At 70.5% G+C, this 16,469-nt stretch carries 17 protein-coding genes; 12 read left to right on the top strand and 5 right to left on the bottom strand.

Annotated features, from left to right (window positions below; genetic code table 11):
* Positions 1-325: 325 nt before the first annotated feature.
* Both ABEB03_RS13735 and ABEB03_RS13730 read right to left on the bottom strand, forming a co-directional pair.
* Positions 326-3,403 carry an AfsR/SARP family transcriptional regulator gene (locus ABEB03_RS13735; protein ID WP_345647107.1) on the bottom strand — a complete coding sequence of 1,026 codons (3,078 nt, stop codon included), beginning with the start codon at positions 3,401-3,403 and terminating at the stop codon, positions 326-328.
* Between the two features lie 465 nt (positions 3,404-3,868).
* Positions 3,869-4,255: a VOC family protein gene (locus tag ABEB03_RS13730; RefSeq protein ID WP_345647104.1), complete on the bottom strand. Its 387-nt coding sequence runs from the start codon at positions 4,253-4,255 to the stop codon at positions 3,869-3,871.
* A 70-nt stretch (positions 4,256-4,325) separates the two neighbouring features.
* Between ABEB03_RS13730 and ABEB03_RS13725 the strand changes: the two genes are divergently transcribed.
* Positions 4,326-4,868 carry a GNAT family N-acetyltransferase gene (locus ABEB03_RS13725; RefSeq protein WP_345647101.1) on the top strand — a complete coding sequence of 181 codons (543 nt, stop codon included), beginning with the start codon at positions 4,326-4,328 and terminating at the stop codon, positions 4,866-4,868.
* Positions 4,869-4,976: 108 nt separating this feature from the next.
* Here ABEB03_RS13725 and ABEB03_RS13720 read toward each other — a convergent pair whose 3' ends face one another.
* On the bottom strand, positions 4,977-5,660 hold the full coding sequence (locus tag ABEB03_RS13720) for a glycerophosphodiester phosphodiesterase (protein WP_345647098.1): 684 nt from the start codon (positions 5,658-5,660) through the stop codon (positions 4,977-4,979).
* A gap of 561 nt (positions 5,661-6,221) precedes the next feature.
* Between ABEB03_RS13720 and ABEB03_RS13715 the strand changes: the two genes are divergently transcribed.
* From ABEB03_RS13715 to ABEB03_RS13690, 6 genes are all read left to right on the top strand, one after another.
* Positions 6,222-7,238 (top strand): alpha/beta hydrolase, encoded by a 1,017-nt coding sequence (locus ABEB03_RS13715; RefSeq protein WP_345647095.1) that lies wholly within the window; start codon positions 6,222-6,224, stop codon positions 7,236-7,238.
* A gap of 81 nt (positions 7,239-7,319) precedes the next feature.
* Positions 7,320-8,717, top strand: coding sequence for a DUF6421 family protein (locus ABEB03_RS13710; protein ID WP_345647092.1), 1,398 nt, complete (start codon positions 7,320-7,322; stop codon positions 8,715-8,717).
* Between the two features lie 38 nt (positions 8,718-8,755).
* Entirely contained in the window at positions 8,756-9,508 is a 753-nt protein-coding gene (locus ABEB03_RS13705; RefSeq protein ID WP_345647089.1) for an SDR family oxidoreductase, read from the top strand.
* Entirely contained in the window at positions 9,505-10,578 is a 1,074-nt protein-coding gene (locus tag ABEB03_RS13700) for a threonine aldolase family protein (protein WP_345647086.1), read from the top strand. The genes ABEB03_RS13705 and ABEB03_RS13700 overlap by 4 nt, the downstream gene beginning before the upstream one ends.
* A gap of 97 nt (positions 10,579-10,675) precedes the next feature.
* A complete protein-coding gene (locus ABEB03_RS13695; protein ID WP_345647084.1) occupies positions 10,676-11,248 on the top strand; it encodes a transglutaminase domain-containing protein in 573 nt (190 codons plus the stop codon).
* A 13-nt stretch (positions 11,249-11,261) separates the two neighbouring features.
* The gene (locus ABEB03_RS13690; protein ID WP_345647081.1) at positions 11,262-11,954 is read left to right on the top strand and encodes a B3/B4 domain-containing protein; all 693 of its coding nucleotides are present in this window, start codon (positions 11,262-11,264) and stop codon (positions 11,952-11,954) included.
* A 4-nt stretch (positions 11,955-11,958) separates the two neighbouring features.
* Here ABEB03_RS13690 and ABEB03_RS13685 read toward each other — a convergent pair whose 3' ends face one another.
* Together ABEB03_RS13685 and ABEB03_RS13680 are read right to left on the bottom strand one after the other, a co-directional pair.
* The gene (locus ABEB03_RS13685; RefSeq protein ID WP_345647078.1) at positions 11,959-12,687 is read right to left on the bottom strand and encodes a lysophospholipid acyltransferase family protein; all 729 of its coding nucleotides are present in this window, start codon (positions 12,685-12,687) and stop codon (positions 11,959-11,961) included.
* A 185-nt stretch (positions 12,688-12,872) separates the two neighbouring features.
* The gene (locus ABEB03_RS13680; RefSeq protein WP_345647075.1) at positions 12,873-13,289 is read right to left on the bottom strand and encodes a DUF4395 domain-containing protein; all 417 of its coding nucleotides are present in this window, start codon (positions 13,287-13,289) and stop codon (positions 12,873-12,875) included.
* Between the two features lie 75 nt (positions 13,290-13,364).
* On the opposite strand from ABEB03_RS13680, the gene ABEB03_RS13675 reads away from it, so the two are divergent.
* The 5 genes from ABEB03_RS13675 to ABEB03_RS13660 all read left to right on the top strand — a co-directional run.
* The gene (locus tag ABEB03_RS13675; RefSeq protein WP_345647072.1) at positions 13,365-13,778 is read left to right on the top strand and encodes a TlpA family protein disulfide reductase; all 414 of its coding nucleotides are present in this window, start codon (positions 13,365-13,367) and stop codon (positions 13,776-13,778) included.
* A gap of 13 nt (positions 13,779-13,791) precedes the next feature.
* Positions 13,792-13,941: a putative leader peptide gene (locus ABEB03_RS45335; protein WP_359504052.1), complete on the top strand. Its 150-nt coding sequence runs from the start codon at positions 13,792-13,794 to the stop codon at positions 13,939-13,941.
* A gap of 80 nt (positions 13,942-14,021) precedes the next feature.
* Positions 14,022-14,531, top strand: coding sequence for a flavin reductase family protein (locus tag ABEB03_RS13670; protein WP_345647069.1), 510 nt, complete (start codon positions 14,022-14,024; stop codon positions 14,529-14,531).
* 240 nt (positions 14,532-14,771) lie between these two features.
* Entirely contained in the window at positions 14,772-15,557 is a 786-nt protein-coding gene (locus ABEB03_RS13665) for an electron transfer flavoprotein subunit beta/FixA family protein (RefSeq protein WP_028799665.1), read from the top strand.
* A gap of 52 nt (positions 15,558-15,609) precedes the next feature.
* The coding region (locus ABEB03_RS13660) for an electron transfer flavoprotein subunit alpha/FixB family protein (RefSeq protein WP_345647062.1) at positions 15,610-16,469 on the top strand (860 nt) is incomplete at its 3' end.

Here is a 16,469-nt window from a genome sequence, read left to right as displayed (position 1 = left end):
TTCGAAACTAGGGACCTGCGGCTTCGGACCACTATCGATCCGCCTTCGTCCCGCACTCCACGAGGATCGGCGGCGCAGCGGGGGATCAGCGGCGCAGCGCGGGATCGGCGGCCGGGACCCGGGGACGGCGACGCCCCCGGGTCCCCGGCGGCGTCGCCTCGTCGCCTCGTCCATGTGCCGTACCACCTTGGTCGTCGCCCGCTCCGTCCCGGCGCACTGAGCCATCCGCCGGTACGTCGTGGCGACACCCGTTCCACCGGCCGCGACACCCTCCCGGCGCCGTGCCGGCCGTCAGGGCATCGTTGTCGCGACCCGTGCCCCAGGCTCAGCGGCGACGCAGCGACGTCGCCGCCGCGGCCCGTGCCGTGCTCCCGCGGTCGTGCGCGCCATCGGTCCGGGGCACCTGCGCCGTGTCCAGCGCAGGTGCCCGCTCCGTGCTCAGCGCTTCGAGGGCCTGGTCGACCCGGTCCAGCCAGGGCTTCACATCGATGCGTGCGAAGCACTCGCGGGCTTCCGCGAGATGGCGCAGCGCCCGGGTGCGGTGCCCGCACTTCGCGCAGGTCTCGCCCAGCGCCAGCTTGATCTTCCCCTCCACGAGGGGATTGCTGACCTGCGACGCGGCCTCCAGCGCCTGCGTCAGCGTCATCCGGGCCTGCTCCCAGCGTCCCGCCCCGAGCCGCGCCTCACCCAGAGCCAGCAGGCCGTGCGCGAGCCCCAGCGTGTCGGAATTGTCCTGCACGATCCGCACCATGCGCAGCAGGGCCTCCTCGGCCCGGACGTAACGCCCCTGGGCCAACAGGACCCGGCCGAGCCGGTGCGTGGCCAGCGCCACGCTGCGCGAGCCGCCCTCCCCGATGGCCTCGGCGACCCGCACGGACTCCCGGCCCAGCTCGGCCGCCTCGTCCACATGACCGCGATCGAGCTCGATCTGCGCCATGTTGTTGAGCACATGGGCCTCGGAGGAGAGGTCGCCCACCTCCCGGAAGACCTCCAGGGCCTCGGTGCTGCGCCGCATCGCGCGGGTCAGTTCGCCGCGCATCTCGTCGATCATCGCCATGCTGCGCAGCACGAGTGCGCGCCCGTGCCGCTCCCCGGCCCGCGCATGCAGGGACAGCGCGGCGGCGAAGCAGTCGTCGGCCTCCGGGAACCGCCGCAGGCGCATCTCCAGCGCGCCCAGGATGTGCAGCATCGCGCCCTGCCCCCGGACGTTACCGGCGGCCCGTGTCGCGGCGAGGGCACGTTCCGCACAGGCCCGCCAGTCGTCGGTGTGGTCACGGGTCTCGAACAGCACCACCGTCGACATGGTGAGGTCCCAGGCGAGTTCGTCCATCCCGTGCTCCGCCGCCTGCTCCACCACGGCGGACAGGGCGAGCCGTTCCGCCTCCAGCCATTTCAGCGGCCGGGCGGCGAGGTCACGGGCGAGGTCGGCCGGCAGCGGACGGCGCGCGGCGGTGCCGTGGATGATGCTGAAGTCGCCCCCGTAGAAGCGGCGGTGGGCCAGCTCCGCCAGGGAGAGCGCGCTGCCGAAGGCCCGCTCACGAGAGGCCCGCCGTTCCTCGTCGGGGTCCTCCCGGTGGGCGCGCTCGTGGGCGTACAGGCGCAGCAGGTTCTGGAACCGGTAGCGGGGGCCTCCGGTGGCGTCCGCGGCGGTCACGTCGAGGAACTGCGCGTCGACGAGCTGTTCCAGGAGCCGTTCCGCGGCCGCGGGATCCGTGTCGAGCACCGCGGCCCCGAGCCAGGGAGCGAAGTCCGGCACCTCCAGTAGTCCGAGGAGCCGGTAGAGCCGTGCCGCCTCGTCGCTCAGGTACCGGTAGCTCACCGCGAAGCCCGCTCTGACCTGTGACTCGCCCTCGCTCAACTCGTCGAGGCGGCGGCGCTCGTCGCTGAGCAGCGCCACCAGCCGCGCCACCGTCCAGTGCGGTTTGGCGGCGAGTCGCGCCCCGGCGATCCGGAGGGCCAGCGGCAGCCGGTCGCACAGCTCGGCGACCCGGGCGACGGAGTCCGGGTCGTCGGCGACGCGCCGTTCCCCGACGATACGGCCCAGCAGTTCCACGGCCTCGGGTCCGGTGAGCCGGCCCAGCTGCACCCGGCACTGCGGTGGCCAGGCGACCAGCTCGGCGAGCTGCTCCCGGCTGGTGATCAGCACACAGCAGTCCGGACTGCTCGGCAGCAGCGGCACGATGTGCGGGTAGGAGTGGACGTTGTCGAGCACCACGAGCACCCGCCGCTCGGCGAGGATGCTGCGGTAGAGCGAGGCCCGCTCCTCCAGCCCCACCGGGATGCGGTCGCCGGGGACGCCGAGCGACCGCAGGAACCGGCCGAGGATCTCACCGACCGGGGCGGGCTCGTGGTGCTCGTCGTAGCCGCGCAGGTCGGCGAAGAGGTGGCCGTCGGGGAAGTGCTCGGAGACGCTGTGCGCCCAGTGCACGGCGAGGCAGGTCTTGCCCAGCCCGCCGACCCCCGTGACGAGGCCCGCCGTCGGGCCGCGGACCTCCTCCGTACGCTCCAGCAGGGCGTCCAGCAGAGCCATCTCCCGCACCCGTCCGGTGAACCCCGGTACGTCCGGGGGCAGTTCGAAGGGCTTGCCCACCGGATCGCGGGGTTCTTCGGGCTCCGCCGAGGCAGGCTCCCGCGCGCCGGCGGCCGGCTCCACCTCGTCGTGCAGGATCGCGTCGTGCAGTTCGCGCAGCGCCGGGCCCGGTTCCAGACCGAGCTCGTTGATGAACAGCCGGCGCCCCAGCCGGAACGTCTCCATCGCCTCGGCGCGGCGGCCGGAACGGTACTGCGCGGTGATCAGATGGTGCCGGGTGCGCTCGCGCATGGGGTGCGCGCGCACCGTGACGGCCAGTTCCGGGATGATTCTCTGGTGGTTACCGAGCTCCAGTTCGACTCCGATGGCGTCGTCGTAGGTGTTGAGCCGTAACTCCTCCAGGCGGCGCGCCTCGTCCTCCACGGCCGCGCCGGTCACGCCCGCCAATGCGGGGCCGTGCCACAGGCGAAGTGCCTCGGCGTAGTGCTCGGCGGCGTCGGACAGCCGTTTCTGCCGGGCGGCGTGCTCCGCGGCGGAGACCAGCGCGGAGAATTCGAGGCTGTCGAGTTGATGCTCGCTCGCCCGCAGGAGATATCCCGGGTGAGCCGTGACGATGACTTCCTCGGAGAATCCAGCTTTCCTGAATGATTTGCGCAAGGCGGCAATGCAAATCGATACCTGGGTGCGTGCCGTGGCGGGTGGTTGGTCGCCCCAGACCGCGTCGACCAGCCTGTCGACCGATACCGTGCGCTCCGGATTGAGCAACAACAGCGCCAGAATGGTCCGGTGGCGCGGCCCGCCCACCTTCACCTGTCCGTCGTCCGCGAGCACGCTCAGCGGACCGAGAATCTTGAAGCGCAACCGCTTCTCCACTTGCCCTCCCCTGCTCCGAAGTCCCTGCCGGAGCTCGCGGGTGCCCCGTGACGGGCCATGGTTGATCCATTCTATGCATCAGCCGATGTGGAATTGTTAATTCCAGCGGAAGGGCTGGATTTGGTTGTTTCTGAATACGTGTCAGTAAGTTTGATGTTGAGTAAAGGGTGTTGTTTGCGGATCAATAATTGCGGCGAAAGCCAATTCCTGAACAACGCTCAGCTTCCCCTGAACGGAGTTCAATTCCCGCGGCGCCGCCCGTCGACCCGTCCGCCGTCCGGTCCATCGACCCGTCCGCCGTCCGGTCCATCGACCGGTCCGCCGCCCGGTCTCGTCACCCGCCGTCCCGCCCCGCCGTCCCGTCCTGCCCTCCGCAGGCTCCGCGCCCCCTCAGCCCTCGGCGCCGCCCGCCCGAGCCGGCGGAGGGCGGGGCGGGCGGCGCGTACCGGGAGCGTCGTACGGCACTCAGGGCCGGTAGCGCAGCGGATGGTCCCCGGGGACCTCCACGACCACGATCTCCGTGCCGTCCGGGTCCGCGATCCACATCTCGATCAGCCCCCACGGCTCCCGGACCGGCGGGCGCGCCACCTCGACCCCGGCCGCGGTGAGCTCCTCGTGGGCCGCCGCCACGTCCGCGACCTGCAGCCACAGTTTGAGCGCGGGGGACGGCGGGGTCTCGGAGCGCCCGGCGACCTCCAGGAAGCCGCCGCCGAGGAAGTAGACGGTGCCGCGCTCGGGGCCCGTGCCGAATTCCCGGTAGACGTCCAGACCCAGCTGTTCGCCGTAGAAAGTGCGGGAGCGCTCCGGGTCGGTGGGGCGCAGGAGGGTTCGGCTGCTCAGTACATGCACCATGCAGCAGGAGCGTAGGGGAGGGTTAGGCTCGTCGGTGCCTCAGCCGCGCCACCGAACGGAGATACGTTCCATGGACACCGCCGCCTCCACCGGACTCACCTTCCGCGACGCCACCGACGGTGACGTGGACGCCCTGGTCGCGTTGATCGAGTCGGCGTACCGCGGGGAGGCCAGTCGGGGCGGCTGGACCACGGAGGCGGACATCCTCGAAGGTCAGCGGACCGACCCCGAGGGCGTGCTCGCCGTCGTCAAGGCGCCCGACAGCCGGCTGCTGACCGTGGAGCGGGACGGCGCGATCGTCGCCTGCTGCCAGCTCGAACACCGCGGTGACCACGCCTACTTCGGCATGTTCGCGGTCAGTCCCGGGCTCCAGGGCGGCGGCCTCGGCAAGGTGATCATCGCCGAGGCGGAGCGGACCGCGCGCGAGACCTGGGGGATCAGCGAGATGCACATGACGGTGATCTCGGTGCGCGACGACCTCATCGCCTGGTACGAGCGGCGCGGCTACCGCCGTACGGGGAGGATGACGCCCTTCCCGTACGGCGACGAACGCTTCGGAATCCCGCAGCGCGACGACCTCCAGTTCGAGCTGCTGGTCAAGCCGCTCGTCTGACGCGGGCCGTGTCGTGGCACGCGCGGACGGCCGGGCCGCGTCCGTCGAGCCGGAGTTTCCAGGCCCGGTCGTGACGTCACGACCGGGCCGTGGGCCGCGCGGTGGCGGTCACGCGGTGAAGCGGCCGGTGCGCTTGATCTCGGGGTAGTCCGTGGTCGCGCCGTCCAGTTCCAGCGCGCGCACCAGTCGCAGATGCTCCTGGGTGTTCACGACCCAGCCGATGATCCGCAGGTCGGCCTTGCGGGCGTGCTCGACGACCTCCAGCGTCAGCCTGCGGATGTTCAGGCACACGGTCGCGGCGCCGACGGCCGTGGCCCGCTCCACGACATCGATGCCGTACCGGCTCGCGATGAGGGCGGTACGCACGCCGGGCACGAGCCGGGCGATCTCGGCGATCGCCTCGTCGTGGAACGACGACACCTCGACCCGTCCGACCAGGTCGCGCCGGTGCATGACCTCGGCCAGCGCCCTGGCCGCCGCCACGTCCTTGATCTCGGCCTGCAGCGGTGTGGCGACCGCGTCCAGGACCTCCTCGAAGACGGGGACGCGCTCGCCGCGCCCCGCGTCCAGGGCGCGCAGCTCGTCGAGCGTCATCTCGACGATCGGCCCCGAGCCGTCGGTCGTACGGTCCACTTCGGCGTCGTGCATGACGACGAGAGCGCCGTCCTTGCTCAGATGCAGATCGAGTTCGATCAGGTCGAGGCCCGCTTGCTGGGCGGCGACGAAGGAACGGAGAGTGTTCTCGGGTTCGACACCCATCACTCCACGATGACCGATGGTGAGGAAGTTCAAGATTCGACTCGCTTCCGTCGACGGCGGCTCGGCTCGCGCGTGGTGGCGACGGGGCCGCCCACGCGACTCCGCAGCCTAATGGTCCCGCCGCCCCGTGTACCCGTTCGTACACGGGGCAATGGGGGTGGTCGGCAGGGGTACGGCCTCTTTCCGCCCGATCGGGTCACTCGCGAGTGGGCGAGTCCTCCGGTGGTTGACCGGGGACGTCTTGCGGCCCGAAGGCCTGACGACTAGTCATGTTCATTGCCAATGGAAGGCCCGGGACCGCGCAATCGGTGTCGGCCGTGCCAGTGGCGCAAGCCATGCAAGCCATGCAAGCCGTGCAAGCCGTGCAAGCCGAGTGAAAACCGTGCGAGCCGTGAAAACCGATGACAGTCGGCGACCGTCCGCGGCCGCCTGTGAACACCGGTGGGCATTCGTGAGGGCTTGCCGGTGGACGGCAGCGCGTACGGCGACTTCCCCCGGCCGCCCCGATCCTGACCGCCCGGAACCCGATCGCCGGGTACCCGACCGCCCGGTACCCGATCGGCCCGGGCCCGACCGCCCCGAAGAGGAACCGTGATGCCCACCGAACCCGCGCCCGACGTCCTCGTCCTCCTCGACGCCATCAGGCTCCACTTCCCGGACCTCGGGGGTGGCGTCACGGATGCGGCCGAGGCCCGCCGCCTGCTCGCCGCCGCGCCCGCCTGGCCGTTCGAGCCGCCGGCCGTCGGCTCGGTCGAGGACCGTGCGATACCGGGGCCGCAGGGCGCCCCGGACATCCCCGTACGGATCTACCTGCCACCGTCTCGTCGGCCCGCCCCGGCGGAGGGCCGGGCCCGGCCGTCGGCGCCCCGCCCCACCGTCGTCTTCCTGCACGGCGGGGGCTGGGTCATCGGGGATCTGGACTCCCACGACCCCGTCGCACGGGCCCTGTGCCGGGACGCCGACGCGGCCGTGGTGTCGGTCGACTACCGGCTCGCGCCCGAGGCGCGCTTCCCGGCCGCCGTGGACGACGTGTACGCCGCGCTGTGCTGGGCCGCGCGGCACGTCGGCGAACTGGGCGGTGACCCGGGCGCGCTGGTCGTCGCGGGCGACAGCGCGGGCGGGAACCTGGCGGCCGTCGCCGCGCTCGTCGCCCGCGACCGGGGCGGCCCCGCACTGGCGCTCCAGGTGCTCGTCTATCCGGCGACCGACGTCCGGCCGCGCACGGAACTGCCGGGCCGGGGCGGCCCGGGCTACTTCCTCACGCCGGCCCACGGCCGCTGGTTCGCCGAGCAGTACTTCGGGGCCGACGGCGACCGGGCGCACCCGCACGCCTCGCCCCTGGTGGCCGACCTGCACGGTCTGCCGCCCGCCCACGTCGTCACCGCGGGCTTCGACCTCCTCCACGACGAGGGCCGTGCGTACGCCGCGAAACTCCGGGCATCCGGTGTGCGGGTGACGGAGAGCGTGCACCCGGGGATGTTCCACGGGTTCTTCGGCTTCCCCGAACTCCTCGAGGACGCCCGGACCGCCCAGCGCCGCGTGGTGGAAGTAATCGCCCGCACGGTGTCCGACAGGAAAAAGAACGGTGATGATGGGGGTGGCGCAGGATAATCTCCCGAGTCTCCTCTTGCGGGAAGGAACCTCGCTTACATACGGTGTCCATACGCGAGGTTCTCCCGTGGAAGGTGGGACATGACGGAAATTCTTGTGCAGGTGGGTACGGAGGAGCGGGTTCCTCCCGTGGGCAGGGTGGTGGAGCACCCGGCATGGCCCGTGCTCAAGGATGCCGTGGAGGAGATCCGCCCCTGGCAGTCCAAGGACGGCTCCATAGACCTCGACGCCGAGGACGCCCCCGAGGCGGCCCAGGTGGAGGCGGCCGTGAGCCGTGCCACGGAGGCCATCGAGCAGCTCGCCCCGCTGCTGCCGCACGACGCCGAGTACCACGAGGCGCTCGTGAAGGACCTCCGGCGCTGGGCCGACGGCGGCTTCGAGGTGCCGGACTTCCTCGACTCGCTGCTGGCCTTCCAGCCCGCCGCGAGCCGCGAGGACGGCCTCCAGCACCTCGTCGTCTTCCCGATGTACACGCAGAACGGCAACCCGGACCGCAACTTCGAAGCGGTCGTCCTGCGCATGGTGTGGCCCGACTGGCTGGCCGAACTGGAGCGCACGCGCTACGACAATCCGCTGTTCTGCGGCATCACTTTCGAGGACTTCACCGCGGGCTACGACACCAATTCAGCCGTTCTCTTCCCCGAGACCATCGCGGTGCGCGAGGCGCCCGAGCGCTTCACCTGGGGCGGCATCTTCTGCGACCGCGAAGCCGCCCGCTTCCGCGCCGTCACCGACGCGGCCGTGGACATCCTGGGCCTGGAGCTGCCCGAGGACATCGCGGCCATGGTCCACGACCAGAAGCGCTGCGAGCAGGCCTTCGTGCTGTGGGACATGGTCCACGACCGCACCCACAGCCACGGCGACCTGCCCTTCGACCCGTTCATGATCAAGCAGCGCCAGCCGTTCTGGATGTACGGCCTGGAGGAGCTGCGCTGTGACCTCACCGCCTTCAAGGAGGCCGTGAAACTGGAGGCCGAGGGCAACGCGCACGGCCGTGACGTGCAGTACGCCGTGCTCTTCGACCGGATGTTCCGCTTCCCGGTCTCCGGCGACCGCGTCCGCAACTACGACGGCCTCGGCGGTCAGCTGCTCTTCGCCTACCTGCACAAGCACGACGTCGTGCGCTGGACCGACAACAAGCTGCACATCGACTGGCAGCGTGCCCCGCAGGTCACCAACCAGCTGTGCGCCGAGATCGAGGACCTGTACCGGGCCGGCATCGACCGCCCGAAGCTCGTCCACTGGTTCAAGGCCTACGACCTGGTCTCCACCTACCTCGCCCCGCACCCCGGCTCCCGCTGGGCCAAGGGCCCCGACGCGCTGGACCTCTCCCAGCCCCCGCGCAAGCTCGTGGACGACGTGCTTCCGGACGAGTTTCCGCTGAGCATGTTCTATGAGGCACTGTCCAAGAAGCTCAAGAACGTGATCGCCGCCACCAAGGGCATCACCGCGGACAGCGCCGAGCGGGTCGCCGCGTGAGCGACCGCGCCGGGAACATCGCTCACCAGGAGGCGAAGATGGGGAACGGGAACGGGGCACTGAGCGGTGCGGTGATCGCGGTGGCTGGCGCGGGCGGACCCGCCGGCCGGGCGACGCTGCTGAGGTTGGCCGAGGCCGGGGCGACCGTCGTCGGGGCGGACAACGACCCGGAGCGACTCGCCGAGGCCGTGGACGCGGCACGCTACGCGTCGGGCGGCGCCACCGTCACCGGTGAGCCGGTCGACCTGCTCGACCTGCAGTCCACGCGTGACTGGGCCACGCACATCGAGAAGGAGTTCGGGCGCGTCGACGGGCTCGTGCACCTCGTGGGCGGCTGGCGCGGCAGCGAGACCTTCACCAAGACGAGCCTCGACGACTGGGACTTCCTGGAGCTGCTGCTCGTCCGCACCGTGCAGCACACCTCGCTGGCCTTCCACGAGGCGCTCCAGCTCAGCGACCGCGGTCGGTACGTTCTGATCAGCGCCGCCGGCGCCACCAACCCCAGCGCGGGCAACGCCGCCTACGCCGCCGCGAAGGCCGCGGCCGAGGCGTGGACGCTGGCCATGGGCGACTTCTTCCGCAAGGCCGGGGGCGCCGAGGGGCCGACATCCGCGGCTGCGATCCTGGTGGTCAAGGCGTTGGTGCACGACGCGATGCGCGCCGAGCGTCCCAACGCGAAGTTCGCGGGCTTCACGGACGTCAAGGACCTGGCCGATGCCATCGCCGGGGTCTGGAGCAAGCCCGCCGCCGAAGTGAACGGAAAGCGTCTGTGGCTGACCGAGAAGCCGTGAACCCTCCCAGGACCGATGCGCGTCGTCACCACGACCCGGAGGTCCGCGGTTTCGCCAGTGACAACTACGCCGGGGCCCACCCGGAGGTGATGGCCGCCCTCGCCGTGGCCAACGGCGGCCATCAGGTCGCCTACGGCGAGGACGACTACACCGAGAACCTCCAGCGGATCGTCCGCAGCCACTTCGGGGCGACCGCGGAGGCCTTCCCGGTCTTCAACGGCACCGGCGCGAACGTGGTCGCGCTCCAGGCGGTCACCGACCGCTGGGGCGCGGTGATCTGCGCGGAGAGCGCGCACATCAACGTCGACGAGGGCGGCGCCCCCGAGCGCATGGGCGGCCTCAAGCTGCTCACCGTGCCCACGCCCGACGGCAAGCTCACCCCGGAACTGATCGACAAGCAGGCCTGGGGCTGGGAGGACGAGCACCGCGCCATGCCGCAGGTGGTGGCGATCACCCAGAGCACGGAGCTCGGCACGCTCTACACGCCCGACGAGATCCGCGCGATCTGTGACCACGCGCACGCCCGTGGCATGAAGGTGCACCTGGACGGGTCCCGGATAGCCAACGCGGCCGCCGCACTGGACGTCCCGATGCGGACGTTCACCAACGCGGTCGGCGTCGACATCCTGTCGCTGGGCGGCACGAAGAACGGCGCGCTGTTCGGTGAGGCCGTCGTCGTCCTGAACCAGGACGCCGTCAGCCACATGAAGCACCTGCGCAAGCTGTCCATGCAGCTCGCCTCCAAGATGCGCTTCGTCTCCGTCCAGCTGGAGGCGCTGCTCGCCAAGGACCTGTGGCTGCGCAACGCCCGTCACGCCAACGAGATGGCGCAGCGCCTGGCCGAGGGCGTGCGCGCGGTGCACGGTGTGGAGATCCTCTACCCGGTGCAGGCCAACGCGGTCTTCGCGCGCCTGCCGCACGAGGTCAGCGAGCGGCTGCAGAAGCGCTTCCGCTTCTACTTCTGGGACGAGGCGGCGGGGGACGTCCGCTGGATGTGCGCCTTCGACACGACCGAGGAGGACGTCGACCGGTTCGTGGCCGCCCTCAAGGAGGAGATGGCCCACCAGTAGGCAGCATCCGGCAGGCAGCCCCCAAGTGGTGCATAGATATGCGGTCACCCGAAAAGTCATTGACGCTCGGGTGGCCGCATTCCTATGCTCTGCGCGCATGGAGCTGATCCAGAACACCACAGATCTTTCCGCCTACTTGGCTGCCGATGATGTCGTAGACCACCATCATCCGAGGGTGCGCGAGACGGCGGCGCTACTCGCCAAGGATGCCACCGACTCGTATGACTATGCGCGATCGGCTTTCGAGTTCGTACGCGACACCATTCCGCACTCGCACGACTCGGGCGATCTCCGGGTCACCTGGCGCGCCTCCGACGTCCTGGAGCGGCGCACCGGCATCTGCTTCGCCAAGGCTCACGCCCTGGCCGCGCTGCTGCGGGCCGAGGACATCCCCACCGGGTTCTGCTATCAGCGGTTCGAGGAGGTGCACGGGCTCGTCGCCGTCCGGTTCGACGGAGCGTGGCACCGGCAGGATCCCCGGGGGAACAAGCCCGGTGTCGACGCCCAGTTCTCCCTGGACGGTGAGCGGCTTGCCTTCACGCCCGACCCCGAGTCCAATGAGTTGGACTATCCAGTGTTGTACGCTGAACCTCATCCGGTCGTGCTCGACGTCCTGAAGGCCGCACCCGACCGGCCGGCCCTGTGGAAGACGCTCCCCACCGCACTCTGAGGCAAGGCAGACGATGACTCCCACGCTCACGGTGTCCGACGAGGTGCGCGCCCTCGCGCCCGGCTTCACCCACGTCGCCGTCGAGGCCCACGGACTGGTCAACGGGCCGAGCACCGAGGCGACTTCGACGCTCCTCGACGACGCCGGCCGGCGGCTGGCCCGACGGCTGGACGGCCGATCCCCGCACGAGGACCCGCACATGGCGGCCTGGCGCGACATCTACACGGCGTTCGGCTCCAAGCCCTCCCGCACCCGCAACTCGGCGGAGGCGCTGGCGCGGCGCGCACTCGCCGACTCCGGTCTGCCCCGGATCAACGTGCTGGTGGACCTCTACAACGCCGTCAGCGTTGCTCGTCTGATTCCCGTCGGAGGCGAGGACACCGACCGCATCCGGGGCGCGATGCGTCTCGTGCGCGCCAGGGGCGACGAGGACTTCGTCACTGTGGCGGGCGGCGCGGAGGTCGTCGAACACCCCGACGCCGGTGAGGTGGTGTGGTGCGACGACGAGGGCGTGACCTGCCGCCGGTGGAACTGGCGGCAGGGGCCGCGTACCAGGCTCACCGAGGAGTCCGTCTCCGCGCTCTTCCTGCTGGAGAGCCTCGCGCCGATGCCGGTCGCCGACGTCGAGAGCGCCGGAGCCGAACTCGCCGAGCTCCTGGAGAAGTTCAGCCCCGGGGCGCGCATCACCGTGCACGCCCCGGAGTGACGATTCAGCGGGCCTCGGCCGCGCGCACCTGCTCGGGGGTCGGTGCCGTGCCGCCGAGGTGGGCGGGCATCCACCAGGTGTCGTCCGCGCCCTTGGGTCGCACGGGATAGGCGCGCTGGCCGGCCTCCAGGAGGTCCTGGACGCGCTCACGCAGCCGCCGCGTGATGGCCCCCGCGTACTGGTCCTTGGGGGCCTCCACCGCTTCGCCGACCCGGATCGTGACCGGGGTGTGGCTGCGCTTGAAGTTGCGCGGGTGGCCCTTGGTCCACAGTCGCTGAGTGCCCCACAGGGCCATCGGGATCAGCGGGACGCCGGCCTCCTGGGCCATGCGCGCGGCACCCGACTTGAAGCTCTTCAGTGTGAAGGACTGCGAGATGGTCGCCTCGGGGAAGACACCGACGATCTCGCCGGAGCGCAGCGACTCCAGCGCGTGCTGATACGCCGTCTCACCCTGCTTGCGATCGACCGGGATGTGCTTCATCCCGCGCATCAGCGGGCCGGAGATCCTGTGTCGGAAGACGGACTCCTTCGCCATGAAACGCACCAGGCGCTTCTGCGGCAACGCGGCCAGGCCGTCGAAGATGAAGTCGAGGTAGCTGATGTGATTGCTCACCAGCACGGCGCCGCCCGAGCGCGGAATGTTCTCCGATCCCTTGCAGTCGATCTTGAGATCCCAGACCTTGAACATCGTTTTGGCGAGACCGACGACGGGACGGTAGACAAGCTCTGCCATGGAGGCGGTGGACCCTTCTCTCTGCCAGGGAAGGGGTCTCCCGGCGGGAAGTTACGCAGCCGTAGGTTTACGGCATTGCGCAGATCGTGCCCGAAGAACGGGCGAGGGGCCAGTCCTGGTGCCGGAAGGCGGCGAGATTCTCGTCACGTCCATCGTCAGTTCCACCTCGGACTTTTAACCCGCCTTTACTCCGCGCGTGCCGTGACCCGCCGTATGACCAGGTACATCTCGCAGCCCAAGCAGTACCCGAATGCGGCATTGAGGAAGGCGGCCGCGAGCGCGCAACCGGTCGCCGCCTGCCCCAGCCACTCCGGTCCGATCGCGTAGCCGGCGAGTCCGACGATCGCGAAGAAGAGCCCCACCGCCTGTGCGAACCGCGGCGGTTCGGGCGACTCGAAGTCCGTCGGCGGCCCGAGCCGGGGGCGCACGGCGCGCCGGAAGAGCCAGCCGTACGGAGAGCGGCCCACCCCGCCCGCCGCCCCGAGCGCGAACGCCAGCGTCTGCCAGGCCAGCAGCCAGGCGCTCCCGGTGATCAGCACCACCGCCAGAACGACGGCCGTCACGGCCGCGCCGAAGCGCGGTCCCCTCACATCGATGTCCATGAATCAAGCATTCCGCACCGGAGGCGATCCGAGGGGCCGGGAATCTTTGCGGTCTCGTGAATGCTTGTGCAGACGATGACCGGACTTGTGGTGTGCGTGGTGGTGCTCGCGGCGGCGAGCGCGTACGGAGTGCTGCATCGGCGGCGGAGCGGGAGGGTGAGAGTGCGCGGGCGCGACGGCGGAAAGAGGCTCGGCGCGGCGGAGTTGGGGGAGGGGCTCGGTGAACGGGCCACACTCGTCCAGTTCTCCAGCGCCTTCTGCGCCCCCTGCCGGGCGACCCGCAGAGTCCTCGGCGAGGTCGCGCACATGGTCCCCGGCGTGACGCACATCGAGATCGACGCCGAGGACCACCTGGACCTCGTGCGCGAGCTCGACATCCTCAAGACCCCCACCGTGCTGGTGCTCGACGCGCAGGGGCGGATCGTCCGACGGGCCACCGGCCAGCCGCGTAAGGCCGATGTGATCGCCGCGCTGGGGGAGGCCGTCTGAGGCCGTGACGATCATGGTGACGCATCTCCCAGATGACGGGACGCACTTGACTGCACGCACCACCTATCGTCAGCCTGACCGTATGCCCCCGGAACTCCTTCTCTTCGAGCGCGTCCACGTGGACCTGGCCCGCACCGCGAGTGCGTGCTGTCCGGACTGTTGAGCAGTCACGGCCCCACCCCTCACTCCCGGCTTCGCGCGAGCGGGGGGACTCCCACGTCACTCCCGCAGAAGGACAACTCCATGACGGCCACGCCCGACCTGGGTACCGCTCGGCTCGCCTCCCCCGACCTGTTGCGCTCCGTCTTCCGGCGACACGCCGCGGGAGTGGCCGTGATCACGGCGGCCGGCGACTCGGGACCCGTCGGCTTCACCGCCACCTCGCTCACCTCGGTCTCCGCCGAGCCCCCGATCGTCTCCTTCGGGGTCGGCACCGGAGCCTCCAGTTGGCCCGCGATCTCCGAGTCCGGTCATGTCGGGGTCCATGTGCTCGGCGAACACCAGCAGGAGCTGGCGGCCACCTTCGCGAAGAGCGGCGCGGACCGTTTCGGCGCGCCCACCCGGTGGCGCGAGGGCCCGGAGGGGGTGCCCGTCCTGGACGACGTGCTCGCCTGGCTGGTGTGCCGGATCGTGGCGCGCGTGCCCGCGGGAGACCATCGCATCGTGCTGGCCGAGGTCGTCGTCGGCGACCACTCGGGCCCGGGCCGTCCGCTCGTGTACCACCAGGGTCGCTTCAACGGCCTGCGGGACTGAGCGGGCGATCCCGGGGCAGAGAGTTACCCGTTGGTGCTACTCGCCGGTTCTACCCGCCGGTTACGCAGCGTTGCCAAGGTCACAGTCCAAAGCGCTTGCTTAGTGTGCGCCCGGTGGGTGTACTGACGAGTAATATTTCGTTCGGAGCGCAGGCCGCCCCGACCGGGATCGGCCGCTTCAGGCGCCTATGCTGCCTGAAAGCAGGCAGCCCAGAAATGACGATGCAGTAGGAGAGCCGGCGTGAGCTTGAGGATCGTTGTCACTGTGAAGTACGTGCCCGACGCCACTGGCGACCGGCACTTCGCCGATGACCTGACCGTCGACCGTGACGACGTGGACGGCCTGCTGTCCGAGCTCGACGAGTACGCCGTCGAGCAGGCGCTGCAGATCGCCGAGGACGCGGACGACGCCGAGATCACCGTGCTGACCGTCGGTCCGGAGGACGCCAAGGACGCGCTGCGCAAGGCGCTGTCGATGGGCGCGGACAAGGCGATCCACGTGGAGGACGACGACCTGCACGGCACGGATGTCATCGGTACCTCGCTGGTGCTGGCCAAGGCGATCGAGAAGGCCGGTTACGACCTGGTGATCTCCGGCATGGCGTCCACGGACGGCACCGCCGGTGTGGTCCCCGCCCTGCTGGCGGAGCGCCTGGGCGTGCCGCAGGTGACGCTGCTGTCCGAGGTGAGCGTCGAGGACGGCGTGGTCAAGGGCCGCCGTGACGGCGACACCGCCTCCGAGCAGCTGGAGGCCTCGCTTCCCGCCGTCGTGTCGGTCACCGACCAGTCGGGCGAGGCTCGCTACCCCTCCTTCAAGGGCATCATGGCGGCCAAGAAGAAGCCGGTGGAGTCCTGGGACCTGGAGGACCTGGAGATCGAGGCGGACGAGGTCGGCCTCGAGGGTGCCTGGACCAAGGTCGACTCCGCTGCCGAGCGTCCGGCGCGCACCGCCGGCACGATCGTCAAGGACGAGGGCGAGGGCGGCAAGCAGCTCGCTGAGTTCCTCGCGGGCCAGAAGTTCATCTGAGCCCAGCAGTCGCTGACCGCCCCTCAACTCATCCAAGCAGGAGAGCAATCCCATGGCTGAAGTTCTCGTCTACGTCGACCACGTGGACGGTGCCGTCCGCAAGCCCACCCTGGAGCTGCTGACCCTGGCCCGCCGCATCGGCGAGCCGGTCGCCGTCGCGCTGGGTTCCGGTGCGGAGAACACCGCCGCCGCGCTCGCCGAGCACGGCGCGGTCAAGGTTCTCGCGCACGACGCCGCCGAGTACGCCGACTACCTGGTCGTGCCGAAGGTCGACGCCCTTCAGGCTGCCGTCGAGGCCGTCTCCCCGGCCGCCGTGCTGGTCCCCTCCTCCGCGGAGGGCAAGGAGATCGCCGCCCGTCTCGCCGTCCGCATCGGCTCGGGCATCATCACCGACGCGGTCGACCTGGAGGCGGGTGACGAGGGTCCGGTGGCCACGCAGTCCGCGTTCGCCGCGTCCTTCACCACCAAGTCCCGTGTCTCCAAGGGCACCCCGGTCATCACGGTCAAGCCGAACTCGGCCGCCGTGGAGGCCGCTCCGGCCGCCGGTGCGGTCGAGGCCCTCTCCGTGTCCTTCTCGGAGAAGGCGACGGGCACGAAGGTGACCGCGCGCACGCCGCGTGAGTCGACGGGCCGTCCGGAGCTGACCGAGGCCGCGATCGTGGTCTCCGGTGGCCGTGGCGTCAACGGCGCGGAGAACTTCTCGATCATCGAGGCTCTCGCCGACTCCCTCGGCGCGGCCGTCGGCGCCTCCCGCGCCGCGGTGGACGCCGGCTGGTACCCGCACACCAACCAGGTCGGCCAGACCGGCAAGTCGGTCTCGCCGCAGCTCTACATCGCGTCCGGCATCTCGGGTGCGATCCAGCACCGTGCCGGTATGCAGACCTCGAAGACGATCGTGGCGATCAACAAGGA

The organism is Streptomyces siamensis (assembly GCF_039543605.1).
Lineage (GTDB): Bacteria > Actinomycetota > Actinomycetes > Streptomycetales > Streptomycetaceae > Streptomyces > Streptomyces siamensis.
Note: the sequence above shows the minus strand (reverse complement) of the source record. Positions and strands in the feature narration are given on the sequence as shown.